The sequence below is a fragment of the Paenibacillus rhizoryzae genome (assembly GCF_059686995.1).
Map to the genome: position 1 here is coordinate 524,180 of NZ_JCAALT010000005.1, position 16,667 is coordinate 540,846.

At 50.4% G+C, this 16,667-nt stretch carries 13 protein-coding genes; 5 read left to right on the top strand and 8 right to left on the bottom strand.

Annotated features, from left to right (window positions below; translation table 11 throughout):
• Positions 1–148 precede the first annotated feature (148 nt).
• Complete coding sequence (locus tag AC6ESO_RS17755; RefSeq protein WP_497092513.1) at positions 149–1,774, bottom strand: type 2 periplasmic-binding domain-containing protein; 1,626 nt, start codon at positions 1,772–1,774, stop codon at positions 149–151.
• A gap of 144 nt (positions 1,775–1,918) precedes the next feature.
• Between AC6ESO_RS17755 and AC6ESO_RS17760 the strand changes: the two genes are divergently transcribed.
• Positions 1,919–3,721 carry a sensor histidine kinase gene (locus AC6ESO_RS17760; RefSeq protein WP_497092514.1) on the top strand — a complete coding sequence of 601 codons (1,803 nt, stop codon included), beginning with the start codon at positions 1,919–1,921 and terminating at the stop codon, positions 3,719–3,721.
• On the top strand, positions 3,702–4,490 hold the full coding sequence (locus AC6ESO_RS17765) for a response regulator transcription factor (protein ID WP_497092515.1): 789 nt from the start codon (positions 3,702–3,704) through the stop codon (positions 4,488–4,490). Before AC6ESO_RS17760 ends, AC6ESO_RS17765 begins: the two co-directional genes overlap by 20 nt.
• 65 nt (positions 4,491–4,555) lie before the next feature.
• On the opposite strand, the gene AC6ESO_RS17770 is transcribed toward AC6ESO_RS17765, so the two are convergent.
• The 6 genes from AC6ESO_RS17770 to AC6ESO_RS17795 form a co-directional block, all read right to left on the bottom strand.
• Positions 4,556–5,437 carry a carbohydrate ABC transporter permease gene (locus AC6ESO_RS17770; RefSeq protein ID WP_497092516.1) on the bottom strand — a complete coding sequence of 294 codons (882 nt, stop codon included), beginning with the start codon at positions 5,435–5,437 and terminating at the stop codon, positions 4,556–4,558.
• Between the two features lie 21 nt (positions 5,438–5,458).
• Entirely contained in the window at positions 5,459–6,358 is a 900-nt protein-coding gene (locus AC6ESO_RS17775; RefSeq protein ID WP_497092517.1) for an ABC transporter permease, read from the bottom strand.
• A gap of 97 nt (positions 6,359–6,455) precedes the next feature.
• A complete protein-coding gene (locus tag AC6ESO_RS17780; RefSeq protein WP_497092518.1) occupies positions 6,456–8,201 on the bottom strand; it encodes a type 2 periplasmic-binding domain-containing protein in 1,746 nt (581 codons plus the stop codon).
• A gap of 1,286 nt (positions 8,202–9,487) precedes the next feature.
• Positions 9,488–10,000, bottom strand: coding sequence for an acyl-CoA thioesterase (locus AC6ESO_RS17785; RefSeq protein WP_497092519.1), 513 nt, complete (start codon positions 9,998–10,000; stop codon positions 9,488–9,490).
• A 102-nt stretch (positions 10,001–10,102) separates the two neighbouring features.
• On the bottom strand, positions 10,103–10,831 hold the full coding sequence (locus tag AC6ESO_RS17790) for a polysaccharide deacetylase family protein (RefSeq protein ID WP_497092520.1): 729 nt from the start codon (positions 10,829–10,831) through the stop codon (positions 10,103–10,105).
• Between the two features lie 144 nt (positions 10,832–10,975).
• Entirely contained in the window at positions 10,976–12,100 is a 1,125-nt protein-coding gene (locus AC6ESO_RS17795; protein ID WP_497092521.1) for a phosphodiester glycosidase family protein, read from the bottom strand.
• Between the two features lie 283 nt (positions 12,101–12,383).
• Between AC6ESO_RS17795 and AC6ESO_RS17800 the strand changes: the two genes are divergently transcribed.
• From AC6ESO_RS17800 to AC6ESO_RS17810, 3 genes are all read left to right on the top strand, one after another.
• Positions 12,384–12,620, top strand: a complete 237-nt coding sequence (locus tag AC6ESO_RS17800) for a hypothetical protein (protein ID WP_497092586.1) — start codon at positions 12,384–12,386, stop codon at positions 12,618–12,620.
• A gap of 18 nt (positions 12,621–12,638) precedes the next feature.
• Positions 12,639–12,995, top strand: coding sequence for a spore coat protein (locus AC6ESO_RS17805; RefSeq protein ID WP_494821425.1), 357 nt, complete (start codon positions 12,639–12,641; stop codon positions 12,993–12,995).
• Positions 12,996–13,147: 152 nt separating this feature from the next.
• Positions 13,148–14,626 carry a stalk domain-containing protein gene (locus AC6ESO_RS17810; protein WP_497092522.1) on the top strand — a complete coding sequence of 493 codons (1,479 nt, stop codon included), beginning with the start codon at positions 13,148–13,150 and terminating at the stop codon, positions 14,624–14,626.
• 48 nt (positions 14,627–14,674) lie between these two features.
• Here the strand turns inward: AC6ESO_RS17810 and htpG are convergent, their stop codons facing one another.
• Positions 14,675–16,567: a molecular chaperone HtpG gene (htpG, locus tag AC6ESO_RS17815; protein ID WP_497092523.1), complete on the bottom strand. Its 1,893-nt coding sequence runs from the start codon at positions 16,565–16,567 to the stop codon at positions 14,675–14,677.
• Positions 16,568–16,667: the final 100 nt, after the last annotated feature.

A 16,667-nucleotide genomic window follows, 5' to 3' on the forward strand; every position in this document is an offset into this window, starting at 1 on the left:
CTATACGAATAATTATAACCAGTCCCAAGCTTCGTGCGCGGGCACGGAATACGTTATTATAACCCGAAAACGGTTACTCTATCAATCGTTATCCGAAAAACAACTTGTTGCCGCAATCCATTTCCCAACAAGATGCGGTTCGAGCAGCTTACTTCTTCAGCTCTTCTTTGACTTCCTCGGTGATTTTGTCGCCGCCTTGCTCCTTCCAATCCTTCACGAACTGGTCAAACGCGTTTATCGGCTCATCGCCCAGCACGATTTTATAGAAAGTTTCGGTCTCCATCTTCTGCAAATTCGCCCAGCGTGTCTCCATTGTCTTCGTCATAGCCGAATACACCGGATCGGTCACGTTCATCGGTAGTTTCAGTATGCCCGCTCCCATCAAATATGCTGCAGGCGCAGCCCAATCATCCGGATTCTTTCTCGGGTTTCGCCGGTCACGCATCTCTTGCTCGTATACGAGCTGCATTTCGCCGTCCATGTCTTCCTTCTTCACCTTGCCTGCCAAAGCATCCAGCAGCAGATCATGCTTGCGCGTTGCCGCGTCGGCATAGTCGATTGTCATCAGCAGCGGCCACAGGCCATGCCCCGGGTCCAGCTTCTTCGCCTGCTCATCCGGCGTACGCTCCGCCTGCACGCGCATGTTGGAATAGACTACCGCCGCTTCCGGATGCTCATATCCCTTCCGAACAACAAGGAAGAAGTTGCTCACCGGAACGCTCGCAATATTATATTGACCGTTCGCATCCTCAATCATGAATGGCTTCCAATCCGCCTTCGGATTATGCTTCAATGCGTCGATCAATGCCCAAGGCACCCACCAAGGGCCGAAGAAGGCACCGGCTTTGCCGTTTGCAACGAGCTCGTCCGGATTTTTGCGGAGCGCAAACTCCTTATCGATTAAGCCTTCCGCATACATTTCGTGAATCGCGACAAGCGCTTGCTTCGTGGCAAACGTTGTGGAGCCATATACCACTTCGCCATTCTCATCCTTGATCCAAATCATCGGATAAGAATTAAAGGCATTAAAAATCCCTTTGAAATCGTGAATGCCGCCACCCTCCGTTGCCAGCTGAAAGCCATTCCCCGTTAATCCAATGGTATCTGCTTGTCCATTACCGTCCGGGTCTTTCTCGATGAATGCTCGGAGCACCTTCTTCAGCTCATCGATCGTCCTAGGCGCCTTCAGATTCACTTTATCCAGCCAGTCTTGGCGAAGCCACAGAATGGACGGTGCATCCGCTTGAATCGCCACGCTCGGCAGCGCCATCAGCTTGCCTTTATAGGTCGCTTTCTCCAGCGCTTTGCCTTCTGTGGACTTATAGAAATCCTGCATCTGAGGCGAAGCATATCGGTTGTAGACCGCTGTTAAATCCTCCAGCTGGTCAGCCGCAGCCATGGCGCGGAAGGTTTTCTCATCCACGATCATCGCGTCCGGAATCTCATTGTTTGCGATGGCCAGCTGCATTTTCTGGTCGAAATCCGTAGAGGTCGCGTCCCACAGCACCTTTGTCTTAATGTTCGTTTTGTTAAATACATAATTCGTATATTCATTATCTTCAATCGTTTCGCCCGGCTTCAGTTTCGAGCTGGGTCCAACCGACTTAATAACACTCATTTCCACGGGCTCAGGAAGCTTAAAATAATCAACTTGCTCGGGATTCGCCTCATTGCTGCCGGTATTCCCCGACTTGTTTGCGTTGCCGCCTCCGCAGCCTGCCAATACTAAGGATGCTGCCATAACTAAAGAAACGGCTTTCATTAGCTTGTTCAATTCGCAATAGCCCCCTCTCCCGGTTGCTTGCCGTGCTCCATCCATCATAGCATGAAAAATGAATGATATTAAATGCCTATGCCATGTAGTATATTACGCGACAAGTGAATTATAATTGGGAGATCACGCTTACATCAGAAGAAGGTGAATGGGCTGAAGCTGTTTAAACTTCGAATCGGTATCGTTAAGAAAATGATTATCGGCTATATCGTCATCATTCTGCTGCCCACCGTGTGTATCGGGATGCTGTACTATAAACAAATTCACAATAATGCGCTGAAGGATTTTGCCAATAACCGCGAATACTTCATCCAGCAGTTCGGCTCCTCCCTGACGATGAACATGAATCAGATCGAGATGATCAATGATGTATTCCAAACGAACAAGGTGCTGAACAACCTGCTTTCGGGCAAATACAAGACGGAGTCCGAGCAGGTGTCCGTCTATCTGAAAGAGCTTGTCCCGCTTTTTTCCTTCTATAAAAGCAACTCATTCTACATCGACCAAATCCGAATCTATAAGACGGACCCGAATGTGCGGAGCATGGGGACAAGCATCGTGGACAGCGATGGCAGCATTCCGTCGCAAGCCTCCAAGTTGAAGGTCGGGGAAGGCTATTGGCTGCAGGAAATGTCCACGCCTTCTGCGCTGCAGATGATCTATTATAAGAAGCTGTACAATGAGGACTTCACCCATGCGATTGGGCTTATGGAAATCAGGCTGAAATACACGTTCTTGTCCAGCATGTTCCACTCCTCTGACGTCAAAGGTACGCCGCTGCACTATTACATGGCCGAAGACAGCAATCCGAGGAAGGGCATTACCCATACCGAAATCGTGGCATTATCGGCCAAGCTGCCGCTCTCCGATACCGATAAGGTACGAATTTACTCGTCCGTTCAGAGGTCAAAATCCTTGCAGTACATGGATTCGGAGCTTGGCCAGCTGCTGATGAACAGCTTCTATGTACCGAGGCTGTCCTCGACGATCTTGACCGTGACGCCGACAAGCGAGCTCTTCCAGAAAACGAAAAATTCCGTACTCTTCTACTTGCTGATGATCAGTGCCCTGCTGCTGATCCTCTCCTTTGCCTATTTCTTCACGGTGTCCACCGTTGTTCAACGGATTGTGAAGCTCGGCAAACATATGCGGGGCAACCTGCTTGCCAAGTATAAAGAAGAGCAGGACAGCGACGAGATCGCCTTCCTCGTCTCTTCCTACAATAAAATGATTGACCGCAACGATGAGCTGATGAGCAAGGTAGACATTTCCCAGCTGAGGCAGAAGGAAGCAGCCTATCTGGCGCTGCAAGCCCAGATCAACCCGCATTTTATATACAACGGGCTTGAGGCGATCCGAATGGCGGCTGAGGAAAACGAAAGCCCTGACGTAGCCAAAATGATCTATGCCCTCGGGCAATCGATTCGCTACAGCTTGTCCAAAAGCCAATATGTCGTCCTGCGGGACGAGCTCTCGCATATTCGCAGCTACCTGCAAATTTATAAGGTACGGATGGAAGAGCGGCTTCAGTACGAAATTGAAGTGGAAGACGAGAGCCTGCTGCGCATCGGCTGTCCGCGATTTATCATTCAACCGCTGGTGGAGAACGCCATCGTGCACGGCATATCCAGGAAGCGCGGTACAGGTACGCTGCGCATACGGCTGTATGGCGAAGGCCCTTTAGCGTTTGTGCAAATTCACGATGACGGGGCCGGTATTCCGCCGGAACGGCTTGAAATGCTTCGCCAGAAGCTCGATGGCATCGTGATGATCCAAGAGCCGGAGCCGGAGCAGGGCGGAATCGGCGTTATGAATGTCCATGAGCGCATGATCAGCCATTTCGGACCCGCCTATGGGCTTAGGATAGAAAGCGAACTTGGGGCAGGAACTACGATTACATTATCGATGCCGAAGGAGGGAAATGCCGTTGAAGCTCCTCATCGTTGAAGATGAAGCACCGATCCTACGTGGATTGCTGCGCAAAATCAAACAATTCCATACACCCTTCACAGACATAACGGGCTCCTCCAGCGCTGCCGAAGCACTGGAAACGCTTCGGCAGCATGGCGCTGATCTGGTCATGACCGACATCAACATGCCGGAGATGAACGGGCTGGAGCTTATCCAGACCGCTAAGAACGAGGGGCTGTGCAGCCGCTTCATTATTTTATCCGGCTATGATGATTTCTCCTATGCCAGGGATGCGCTGCGGCTGCAGGTCATCGACTATCTGCTCAAGCCCATCGACGATGAACAGCTCGAAGAACTGCTCACCCGGCTTGGCCAGGCCGCCCTCGCGGAGCAGGCGCAGCATGAGGCTGAAGAGCAGGAGATCCTCATTGCCGACGCTGAGCAGCATGACTATGCGGAGAAGCCGGAAGCGAGCAGGCAGATTCTCGACTTTATCGAGGCGAACTATGTGAAGGATCTCTCCCTCACCTCTGTCGCAGAGCATGTCGGCCTTCATCCCAACTACGTCAGCTTCCTGTTCAAGAAAGAAACCGGCATGAATGTGCTCGCCTATATTCAGCAGCTCAGGGTCATCAAAGCGAAGGAGCTGCTCATCTCGCGGCCATCCCTACCCCTTAGCGAGGTGGCCATGCAGACCGGCTTCGAGAGCCAGCGTCATTTCTTCAAGGTATTTAAGAAGCATACGAACATGACGCCTCGCCAATTCGGCGATGCCCAGCATACGAAGACGACGGATATGCAGTAATGCCCGACCATCGCTTACATGCTAAAAAGCCGATTCCACAAGGGTCGGCTTTTTAGCTGTAAAACCTATTCTTTTACCGCACCGACCATCATGCCGGAAACGAAATACTTCTGCATGAACGGGTAGACGATCAGAATCGGTAGCGATGCGATAAACACTTGCGACGCCTGGATCGTACGGTTCGATACTTTATTCATGAGCTGCGCTTGCGCCTTCGTAAGCAGCCTGCTGTTGGATTCTACAAGAATCGTCTGCAAGTAAGACTGCAGCGGGTAGTCCTTCTGGCTTTTCAAATAGATCAATCCGTCAAACCATGAATTCCAGTGTCCAACCGCCGAGAATACGATCAGCGTCGCAATAATCGGCATGGACAACGCGAGATACAGCCTGCCGAGAATCCGGAAATGCCCTGCGCCATCCATGTACGCCGACTCTTCGATATCCTTCGGAATATTACGAAAGAAGTTGGAGAGGAGCAGCACGTTAAATACGGAGATCGCGCCCGGAATGACGAGCGACCAAATCGTACCGTATAGATGAGTGTTCTTCACGATCATAAAGGTCGGAATAAGACCGCCGGAGAACAGCATCGTCACGACAAAATACCAGGCAAAGAAGGACTGATGCTTAAAGTTCGCTTGGCTCTTGGAAAGCGGATAAGCCGCCAGAATCGTAAGGAACATGCTGATAAATACACCCAGAAACACGCGTTTCACCGATACCAGCATAGCCGTCCAAAATTCGGAGTTGCTCAAAATATATTCATATGATTTCAGCGAGAACTGTACCGGCCAAAACGTAACTTCCCCAGCCGTTACCGCGCTGCTCTTGCTGAATGAGATCGCAAGTACGTGAAGCATAGGAATGAGACAGGCAAGTGAGAACAGAATGAACAGCAAGCCGTTCAAGTTCAAAAATATACGTCTGCCTAACGAACGATCAACCATAATTGAATTCCCCTCCAGACTTTAGAAAATGCGATGATCCGATATTTTGCGGGCCAGAGCGTACGATGCAACAATGAGTATTAGGCTGACAACGGAACGGAACAAGCCGATCGCAGCACCTAACGAATATTGCGCCTGCTGAATCCCCATCCGATAGACCCACGTATCGATAACATCGCCTGTCGAGTAGACAGCCGAAGAGTAAAGCATAAGTACCTGTTCAAAGCCGGCATTGAGAATATAGCCAAGACTCAATGTGCCCATTAGAACAATCGTAGATTTCATACCTGGAAGAGTAATATTCAGCGTTTGTCGGAAGCGGCTTGCGCCGTCCATAACAGCCGCTTCGTAAAGCGTCGGATCGATTGTCGTAATCGCTGCGAGATATACAATCGTACCGAAGCCGGTTATTTGCCAAGTCTCAGTAGCTACAAGTATATAAGGGAACCATGAAGCTTTCTCAAGGAAAATAATCGGGTCAAAGCCCCATTTGCCAAGCATTACGTTGATTAAACCATCACGGGAGAGCATGTCTCTGAAAATGCCGCCGAGGATAACCCAGGAAAGGAAGTACGGAAAATAAACAATGGTTTGCACGGTACGTTTGAACACTTTAGATACAATTTCATTGAGAAGAATAGCAACCGCAATGGCCGCAACCGTTTCGATGATGATTTTCATCGTTGCAATAAAAAGCGTGTTGGCAACAACTTGCTTAACGTCAGGTATGAGCAGCAGCCGCTTGAAATGATCCAAGCCGACCCACTTGGAGCCAAAGAAGCCTTGTGTTGGCTCATACTTCTGGAATGCCATGACAACCCCGAACATCGGGAGATAGGAATATATAAACACGACTACGACTGGGAGGATCAGCATCAGATACAGCGCTAGCTGCTTCTTCGGAATTTTGAAAGCGTTCATAAGCTCGCCCCTTACGATGACTAAATTTAAGGATAAGAAGAGATGCAGAGTACGGATCTACTTGCCATCCGAACTCTGCATGCCCTATTCCGGTTCCTTATTTCTTCTCAAACCACTCTTGAACGCTTTCTTTGTTCTTCGCTTCAAACCATTTGTTCACTACAGGGTTTACAGCGGAAGCATACATGGAATCGTATTGCTTCAAGAAATCATCGTATTGGCTAATGTCTGCACCTTTCACTACGTTCAGGAACATAACATCCCATGCTTTTTTGATGATCGGCGCATTATCAAGCATTTCTTGCGTAGGCATTGCTGTGTACTCGTTCATCTGGAATCTCTTTTCCTGGATGTACTGATTTACGACAGCAAGGGAGCCTTTATCTGTGTAGGACAGGTAGGACGGGAATCCGGTAGCGTCGTTCTTATCTGCATAAGACTTGGCTTGATCATAGAACAGTTTGTATGCTTCGGACAGTTTATCCGTCGAGTTTGTTTTGAACGCATCGCTAATATCAACAAAGGCTTGGTAGTTGAACGATGGATTGTAGATTGGCATCGAGTACAGCTGGAAGATACCTGCGTTCGTTTTTGGATCCGTGTTGTATTTACCGAATTGCATCGTTTCCGGATTGTTGTTCAAATCATGGAACAGGTTCGCCATCGTCACAAGCGCTTCAGGGTGTTTAACGCCCTTCTTCGCTACATTGACACCAAGTACGGTTGCCGCTGTAACGGATGATTTGCCCGGCTTGTCGTCTACGGACGGAATGCCTACCGGCTCCCATTTCGCATTCGGGTTCTTCTCAAGTTCCAGGTTAAGCGGCCACCAAGCATCCCACAGTCCGCCGAAAGCAACAAACGATTGCTCGTTCACGATTTGCTCGTTGTATTTCGCGCTGTCAAGCGATGCAAAGTCTGGGTGGATGTACCCTTTCTTGTAGTACTCTTGCAGTTTCAATAGCGCTGCACGCGTATTCTCACGGGACTCTTCACCGAACATACCGTGCTCGAGCTCGCCTTTGCTGTTCTTCACCCAAATGTCCGGGTAGGAATGGAACATATTGAAGAACGCGCCGCCGATACCCCAGTTAGTCGAATCCATGCTCGCGTCTGCAAGCGGAATCGGGTATTTCTCGTTGCCTTTGCCGTCGTAGTCATTCTTCTTGAACGCTTCAAGCACTTTATCCAGATCAGCAACCGTCTTAGGTGCCTCAAGGCCGGCTTTCTTCAAGTTGTCTTCACGGATCCAGAGCATGTTGCCTTGGTCGTGGTAGGTCATACCATTAGGCAAACCGTAGATTTTGCCATTCTTCGTTACGGCTTCGAGCAATCCCAGGTAGTCGCCTGTCAAATACTGCTTTGTATATTTGGAAGCATAATCTTGCACGACTTTCGTAATATCTTCCAGTTGGCCTGTCGACGCCAGCTTCTCGAACTGTGACGGCGATACGTAGAAGAAGTCAGGCAGGTCGCCGCTTGCGATCATTAGGTTCATTTTCTCTTCGGCTTGCTCGCCCGGCGAGGTCCAGTTATATTTCAGCTTGATGCCAAGCTTATCTTCCCAAGTCTTTGTGTAAATGTTGTTTTCAATCGTAATGTCTTTAGGCATGTTTTGAAGAATGCCGTTGTTTGTATGAACCGTCGTTACTTCAATAGCCGGAGAGTACTTGCCCGGATCTTTCGGTTCCGAGTTCGGATCTAACAGCTTGGAGATGTCAGCGGTTTCATTTGAGTCCGACGAACCGCTGGTATCGTTGTTGTTGCCGCAAGCTGCGAGCGATAGCGATAACGATAGACACAGTGTAAGAGAGGCAAGCTTAACTTTGTAATTCTTTTTCATGTTCATGAAACCCCCTGTTTACTAGTAGTAATCCTGCTGAATCGTTGATGCCAAAATTTCTTCAAGTGCCGACGGCTGTCCTTATTCCAACCAGAATGTAGAGCCGGCCCCTCACCTCCTAGGCAATTTGCGTAGTGGTTCTATTTCAACCTGAGGTCAGACAATCCTCTATGTCATGCTGCTGCACCTTCCCTTCGATAAGGGCGTGACAGCGTTTGCAATAATGCCACCGATTATTCTTTATTTAATTTCTTGGCCGCTTTTATCGAAGCGCCGCCGAGTGTTCTTGCATCACTTGCTTCTCCACTAAGTAGAAACGTTTCAAAAGACCGGAAGCTTCTTCAACGCTTCGCATGTGATCAAGCTTTCCTGCGAGATCGCGTGTGTCTCCGTCATCCGTCTGCCTCCTTCATTTCTATATCCCCACTATACATGAAGCGCTTTCATCATTTATACGGATCATTTCTTATATGATAGTGACCAAAATTAAGATTGCTTGTTTGAGGGCTGTTTTTACAGGGGAAATCGACTGCGGAAATGGAATTATGAGGTGGAATTGCGAAACGTTTCACTAAATTTCGAGGGCAATTCGAGGTATTTGTAGGTAAAGATTGGGGTTTTCATGGGATGCTTCGTGCTAGAATCTTCCGTATTTAGGCGAGTGTTGTGTAAGAAGGATCCTGAGGGATCTACTTTGAATGAGAATCCTGCGGAATGTGCGAAAGAAGGGTACACAGGGATCTACTTTTGCGGAAAATCGGCGAATATCTCCTATGAAGACCACCTAGGGATCCACTTTAGCGAAAATATTGCGATAATCGCAAAAGAAGATCACCCAGGGATCTTCTTTTGCTTATAGCTTCCACCAATCCGCCGCATTTCGGCGGATGTGTAGCTCTGGGAGCAACACTTTGCTCGATGCCGCCATACTTTGGCGAATGTGTGGCTCTGGGAGCTACTCTTTGCTCGATTCCGCCGCATTTAGTCGGATGTGTAGCTCTGAGAGCAACACTTTGTTCAATTTCGCCGCATTTCGGCGGGTGTGTTGCTCCTAGAGCAACTCTTTGTTCAATTTCGCCGCATTTCGGCGGATGTGTTGTTCTGGGAGCTATTCTTTGCTCGATTCCGACGGATTTCGGCACTGTAACTTCGAGTTAGTTGAATCGAGGCGGGAATGCTGCACATTGTGCAGCATTCCCGCCGGATTCCAAGACAAACTCCGCTAATGCTGCCTGCCTAGAGTGCATCATTAGCGGAGCAATGCGGAGCTTTGAAGTAGGGCTCGCTTACTCCCACGGATACTTCGTCAGCAAGAAATCCGCGAATTTCTTGCTTTCTTCTCGGCGATGCTTACGCATTTCGGCGCGGCGCTCGGCGGTTTCGTGCAGCTTCTTCTCTTCTTCCGTCTCCGGCACGATCTGGGGAACGCCCGTCGGACGGTTGTTCTCGTCGAGCGCTACGAAAGTGAGAAAGGCGGTCGCAGCGATTTTGCGATCGCCGCTTCGTAAATCTTCGCGGATGACTTTCACGAAGACCTCCATCGAGCTCGTGCCGGTCCATGTGATGAACGATTCCAGCGAGACCGAATCCGTTGGACGAATCGGCTGCAAGAAATCGACCGAATCCGTCGAGGCCGTCACCGCCGTAGCCCGGCACAGCTTCGAGACGGAGATCGAAGCAATGTCATCGATATACGACATTAGCTTTCCGCCAAACAGCGTATTGTGATTGTTAACATCCGTCGGGAATACCCGCGACACCTTGAAACACCGCGTTTCTCTCGCCGTCTTTGTTTCCAAAACCGCTCACCCCACCTTATGGGCATGTATGTGTTACAGGTATGCATGTGCTATGGGCATATTGGGACAGCAATGCTCCCCCTACGCCTCGGCACGTATCTCTCATGGATATGCATTTGTTTTCTCTTCAATAAGCTCCGATACCGTCACGAACGTGAACCCTCGCCGCGCAAGCTCCGGAAGAATAATGCGCAGCGCCTTCACCGTATGGATGGAGCCCGGGATATAGTCATGCAGCAGCACAATATCGCCGTTCCTTGCATTCTTCAACACCTTGCGCACAATGTAGTTCACGCCCGGACTGCGCCAATCCGATGTATCCTGATGCCAGGACCAGAGCACCGTCGTATAGCCAAGCTTACGAGCAACTTGGATTGTCTGATCGCTATAGAACCCGCCCGGCGGACGGAATAAATGCGGCTTCTTCCCGGTCAGCGCGACCAGCGAATCCTCGGTTTGCATAATCTCTTTCCGGATCGTCGAGAGCGCCGTCCCCTTGGTCAGAAAAGCATGGCTATATGTATGATTGGCAACTTCATGCCCTTCCGCGACTTCCCGCTTGATCAGCTCCGGAAACTCTTTTACACGGTGGCCAAGCACGAAGAACGTCGCTTTGGCATTGTACAGCTTGAGCAGATCCAGAATATCATTCGTCATTTCCGGATAGGGGCCGTCATCGAAGGTCAGCGCAATCTTCTTCTTATCCAGCGGCACCTCCCATATAATATCGCCTCGGCTTTCATAGAAGTACCGGTCTTTCTTCGGCAGCTGAAACCCGCATAACATGCAAAAGCACAGCAGAACCGCCGAGCAGCGCCATACTACAACCACATTCGTTCCTCCTGTTCATCCATTCAACACCTTATACTATGTGCGCTCAAACCGGGATTTATCCTTCAAACAGAGCCCCAGCGCCATATTAAAAAGCCTCCATGTCCACTCAAATGCGGACATGAAGGCTTATAACATCGATAATTATGAGACCTGCTGCTGCGTGCGCTTCTTCGAAGAATCGAAGTTGTTCATGTCGATGCCTGCCCAGATATTCGGCACGTTCACATCCTCGGGATGATCAAACACGAGAAACGCTGTTGGCAAATAACGCGCGCCGTACTTGCTTGAAGGTTTGTTGACGACCTCGTCATCCTTCACCATGACTGTGGATGAACCGCCATCCAAATTCGCTGCCGTTACGGCACCTTTCTCAAGCAAAATCTTCTGCACATCATACAACGTTGCGCCGACCGAATACCCCGGCTGACGGCCATCGATAACGACGAATACAATCGTGCCATCCTTCAACTGTGCCATACAAGTCCGAGGCGCGATTCCCCAGCCGTCGGCCTCGCTCTTAATCAGGCCTTTACCGTTTACGATAAATTTCGGCTGGAACGTCACCGCATCCGATACCCCCATCTCCAATAGCTGATTAGGGGAATAACGCCCCGCCACCATCAAGCCGTCGCGGTCGATACCGACGACATTCACTTTTGCGTTCATGCCGTTGCCTTTATAGAGCACTTTTCCTCCGGACATCACGAGTCCGGCCGGCTTAAAGCCATTACCGCTCCAGTTCGGATCGTCAAACGCGCCGCCGTTCACGCCGGCAATTGCACCGGTCCGCTTTACCATGCTCTCCACTCGCTCACCCGATCCGACGATACTGGTCGTGACGACACGGATCATTTTCGGATCATGGACATACATCAAATAGCCTTTGAAGCCTTTGCGCGAAATCGGCTCGATCTTCACAGTCCCCTGCGGGTGTGAGGCGAGATTGACATTATGATTGTCTTTGACCTGCGCCATTGCATCAAACTGCTCATTATACGCCGCTATGCGATTATCGAGTTCGGCTTGTCCGATCAAATATTTCGCCAAATAGCGATGCTGGCTGGTAATGAGCGTATCCGCCAGCATATACCGAACATCCGAGCCCGAAGGCGTCAGATAAAACCAGCCGCTGCCGCCTAACACGGCCACAAGCAGTAAAACCGACAGCTGCTTAACCGTTCGCTGCCAACGTTTCTTTTTGCGTGCCACATTATGGGAAGTTTGCCTCTTGGGCATAGCCGGTGTCGTTTCTAAGTTGTTCTCCATTGTGCTGCACCCCTTTTTGTATGGTCTGTATAGTAAGTTACACGGCTCAGCAGCTCTCCACATCCGCATGAAAACCGCGACTCTTCTTTTCGCATCACATCCCAATACTATAGAAGCCGAATCTTAAGAGAAGCTTAAAATCGTTACATGTTACCATGGCAATAAAAGTGAATTACCGTGATGCTGAGTTATTTCGGCGGAATTGCGCAAGCTAAACGGGAATACGTAAAGGAGGTCATTTCACTTGCAGCAAACGCCATCCACCCAGCAGCAGGCCGGTATCATGCCGGTGCCGCCCAAAGTCATTACGACCAAAGATGCGTCATATTTGAAGGACCAATTGTCATGGCTCATTCTGGCTATGAAGAAATGCAGTCATTTTGCCCGAGAATGCTCTGACCCCGAAATCAGCCAAGCCATTGATAAAGCTGGCAAGATGCACGAACGCCACTATAATCTGCTGCTTAAGCATCTGCAGAACAACAACACGCAGGAAATGAAGAACGTTCCCCAACATTAGAAAGGAGGCACTCCGACCGTGAGCCCGAATAATCAAAATGCGATCCAAAATCCGAAACCGTCCTACGAGCCGCAGGTGAAAGGCCCCGAGTTAACGGACCGCGACCGAATCAACGACATCCTGGCGACGGAAAAATATTTGGGTGACAGCTTCAGCATCGCAGCCAATGAAGCCAGTCACGCCGCGCTCCATCAGGATATTATGACGGTGCTGAATGAGACCCACCAATGCCAGCACGAGATCTTCGAGCTGATGTTCCGCAAGGGACATTACAAGCTGGAAGCCGAGGAGCAGACGAAGCTCGACGAAGCCTACCAGCAGTTCAACGGCTATTCCAGTCAGTTCCCTTACGGTGGCTCAAATACACTGCAATAAGCCAAGCCGGCGCAAGCGTAACAGCGATCTTTTCTCGGTCATCTTACCGGGGGAAGGTCGCTTTTTCATGCTCGCGGCTCAAACTCGTTGAAACTTCTGCCCCGTTAGCTGCGTCAAATGGTTAACGGTTATCAGGAGGAGTGTGTGCTTCAATGTCAATGAAGAGCAACCGGTTAACGCCTAGACGAGCAATCATAGGGGCATTGCTCGGTATATCGGTAATGATCCCTACTATGGCGGTTGCTGCTGCGGGAAACACCGATGAGAAGCTATTATCCGCAATCACGCAGATTGACTCAGGCGCGCAAAGCTCCTATGCGATTCAGGCAGGCGGCAGCGTTTGGGCATGGGGAGGCGGCACCGCCTCCATCGGAAATGGGGCTACAACACCAGCCTACACACCCGTGCGATTACATATGGACCATGTGAACAAGGTTTCCGGAGGATACAGGCATACCTTATTCCTGAAGGAAGACGGTTCGGTTTGGGCAGTCGGGGGCAACGAGCATGGGCAGCTGGGGAACGGACAACAGACTACGGCGATTACAACTTCGCCCATCGAAGTGAAAGGGTTATCCGATGTCATTATGGTTTCTGCCGGCGATAACCACAGCCTTGCGCTTCGAAACGACGGAACCGTTTGGGGTTTTGGCGGCAATGAGAAGGGACAGCTCGGCAACGACTCACGTCAAAATGCCTTAAGGCCCATACAAGTCGAAAATCTGCCATCCATCGTCTCTGTAGCGGCTGGGATGTACACGTCCGCAGCGCTCGGTAATGGCGGCGAGATTTGGGTTTGGGGGCTGGAAGCTTACGGCGGCGGCGGTAAGCCGGATGTCATTCGTAAGCCAACCATGCTCAAAGGGGACGGCGAGTATAAGGCTGTTGATATTGACCAGTTCTACGGAACGGCGCTGCGCGCCGACGGTACCGTATGGATGTGGACCAATCAAGCCTGGTATCAGCCGGAACGCACCACATTTACACCCTTTCAAGTACCGGGGCTGACAGACATCGTATCCATTAGTATGAACGCAGCTGTTAAAGCCGACGGTACGGTATGGACTTGGACCGTGGACCACCACGGCATTCCGCACGCCGTACAAGTACCTGGCATTGACAGCGCCGTTTCAATTGCCTCTTCCGGCCGCAATTATCTCGTCCGCTTACAAGAAGGCAATGTCGCGTCGTGGGGCTCTAATGAATATGGGCAAACCGGACTTGGCGTATTAGATATAGAAGTCAAGACGCCCCAATTCGTGAGAAAGCCCATCGCCGTCTACCTCAATAACCAAGAGACCGAACTGTCCACGCCGCCGCTGCTGCTTCAGAACTCAGCCTACGTGCCGATTCGAGGTGTTTTTCAGCAAATGGGCGCGGATGTGCGGTGGGATGTGCCGACCCGGTCAGTCATCGCGAAGAGCGCGACTGCTACGATCGTACTGAATTCCGTCACCGGGAAAACAATGCTTAACGGCAGCGTCGTGCCAGCGTCTGAGAAACCCGTCTTCGTGAACGACAGTGTGTTCGTCCCGCTCCGTCTCCTATCGGAGACGCTTGGCGCTCATGTCGCATGGGATGTACCGGCCAACGCGGTGAGAATCGAGCAAGCGGCACAAGCGGCGAATTAAATAGGGTCGCATGAAAAAAGAGACCTCTCGCGAGGTCTCTTTTCTTATCTATACCATGACTTTGCAAATCGCATTTGTGAAAGCAACCGGATCTTGAATCGGCAACCCTTCGATCAGCAGCGCTTGGTTGTACAGCAGCTGAGTGTACAGGTTCAGCTTCTCGGCATCCTTGTCAGCCGCTTCCTTCAGCGATTGGAATACCGGGTGATTGACGTTAATTTCAAGCACCTTCTCCGCCTGTACATCTTGGTTGTTCGGCATCGCCTTCAAGATTTTCTCCATCTCAATGGAGACTTCGCCTTCGCTGGAGAGGCACACCGGATGGCTCTTTAGGCGCTTCGACGCTTTAACCTTGATTACTTTGCCGCTTAGGATGGTTTGCATTTGCTCGAACAGCTCTTTGCTGCCGCTCTCTTCTGCATCCTGCGCATCCTTATCCGCATCCGACTCGATACCAAGATCGCCGCTCGATACGGATTTGAACTGCTTCTCCTTGTAGCTCATGATCGTCTTGATCGCGAACTCATCGATATCGTCGGTGAAGTAGAGAATTTCATACCCTTTGTCCGATACAACCTCGATCGCCGGAAGCTTCTCAATACGCTCGATGGAATCACCTGCCGCGTAGTAGATAAACTTCTGGTCTTCAGGCATTCTCGATACGTATTCGTCCAGCGAAACCAGCTTCTTCTCCTTGGAGGAGTAGAACAGCAGCAGATCCTGCAGCGTGTCCTTGTTCATGCCGTAGTCGCTGTAAACGCCGAATTTCAGCTGGCGTCCGAATGCTTTGTAGAACGTTTCGTATTTGTCGCGCTCGTCCTTCTGCAGGCTCTGCAGCTGGCTCTTGATCTTATTCTTGATGTTCTTCGCGATCAATGTCAGCTGACGGTCATGCTGCAGCATCTCACGGGAGATGTTCAGCGACAGATCCTCGGAGTCAACCATCCCTTTGACGAAGCTGAAGTAGTCCGGCAGCAGATCCGCGCATTTGTTCATGATCAGAACGCCGTTGGAATAGAGCTCAAGCCCTTTCTCGTATTCCTTGGTGTAGTAGTCGAATGGCGTGCTCTCCGGAATGTACAGAATCGCTTGGTACACGACAGCGCCGTCCGCACTAATATGGATATGCTTCAGCGGTTTATCGAAGCCGTAACGTTTCTCATTATAGAACTGCTCGTAGTCCGCCGCAGTGAGTTCGCTCTTGTTCTTGCGCCAGATCGGTACCATGCTGTTAACCGTTTGCTCTTCCACATACGATTCCAGCTCAGCTTCTTCTTCGCCCTCGCTGCCGGCTTTCGGACGCTGGCCCTTCACATCCATCTTAATCGGATAACGAATGAAGTCCGAGTACTTCTTGATAACGGAGCGCAGACGGTATTCCTCAAGGAACTCGTCGTAGTTGTCGTCTTCTGTGTTCGGCTTGATGTGCAGCACGATTTCCGTGCCGACAGCTGCCTTCTCGCTTGGTACGATCGTGTAGCCGTCCGCGCCTTCGGATTCCCACTTGAACGCTTCGTCGCTGCCAAGTGCACGGCTTGTTACCGTTACGCGGTCCGCCACCATGAACGCCGCATAGAAGCCAACGCCGAACTGGCCGATAATGTTGTGGCCGTCCTTGCTTTCATTATCTTTCTTGAACGCCAGCGAGCCGCTCTTCGCAATAACGCCAAGGTTATTCTCGAGCTCTTCTTGCGTCATCCCGATACCGGTATCGGTAATCGTGAGCGTGCGCGCTTCTTTATCGGCAGTTACTTTCACATAATAATCAGCCTGGTTAAATACCAGGTTATCGTCCGTTAGTGCCTTGTAATAGATCTTATCGATGGCATCACTCGCATTGGAGATCAGCTCCCGCAAGAAGATTTCTCGCTGCGTGTAGATGGAATTAATCATCATTTCGAGCAGTCGCTTGGACTCTGCCTTAAACTCTTGCTTGATCATTAGTTGATACCCTCCCAAAAAAATGTCGCAGTCATTTCGTTAGCACTCTTGCTTTCGGAGTGCTAACACTCTCTTTTTTATAGCATTTTTTTGGGAATGG

Excerpts from the sequence above, each read along its gene's own strand:
- AC6ESO_RS17770 (WP_497092516.1), bottom strand. The coding sequence starts at position 5,437 with ATGGTTGATCGTTCGTTAGGCAGACGTATATTTTTGAACTTGAACGGC.
- AC6ESO_RS17775 (WP_497092517.1), bottom strand. The coding sequence starts at position 6,358 with ATGAACGCTTTCAAAATTCCGAAGAAGCAGCTAGCGCTGTATCTGATG.
- AC6ESO_RS17780 (WP_497092518.1), bottom strand. The coding sequence starts at position 8,201 with ATGAAAAAGAATTACAAAGTTAAGCTTGCCTCTCTTACACTGTGTCTA.
- AC6ESO_RS17795 (WP_497092521.1), bottom strand. The coding sequence starts at position 12,100 with ATGGAGAACAACTTAGAAACGACACCGGCTATGCCCAAGAGGCAAACT.
- AC6ESO_RS17800 (WP_497092586.1), top strand. The coding sequence starts at position 12,384 with ATGCCGGTGCCGCCCAAAGTCATTACGACCAAAGATGCGTCATATTTG.
- AC6ESO_RS17810 (WP_497092522.1), top strand. The coding sequence starts at position 13,148 with ATGTCAATGAAGAGCAACCGGTTAACGCCTAGACGAGCAATCATAGGG.
- htpG (WP_497092523.1), bottom strand. The coding sequence starts at position 16,567 with ATGATCAAGCAAGAGTTTAAGGCAGAGTCCAAGCGACTGCTCGAAATG.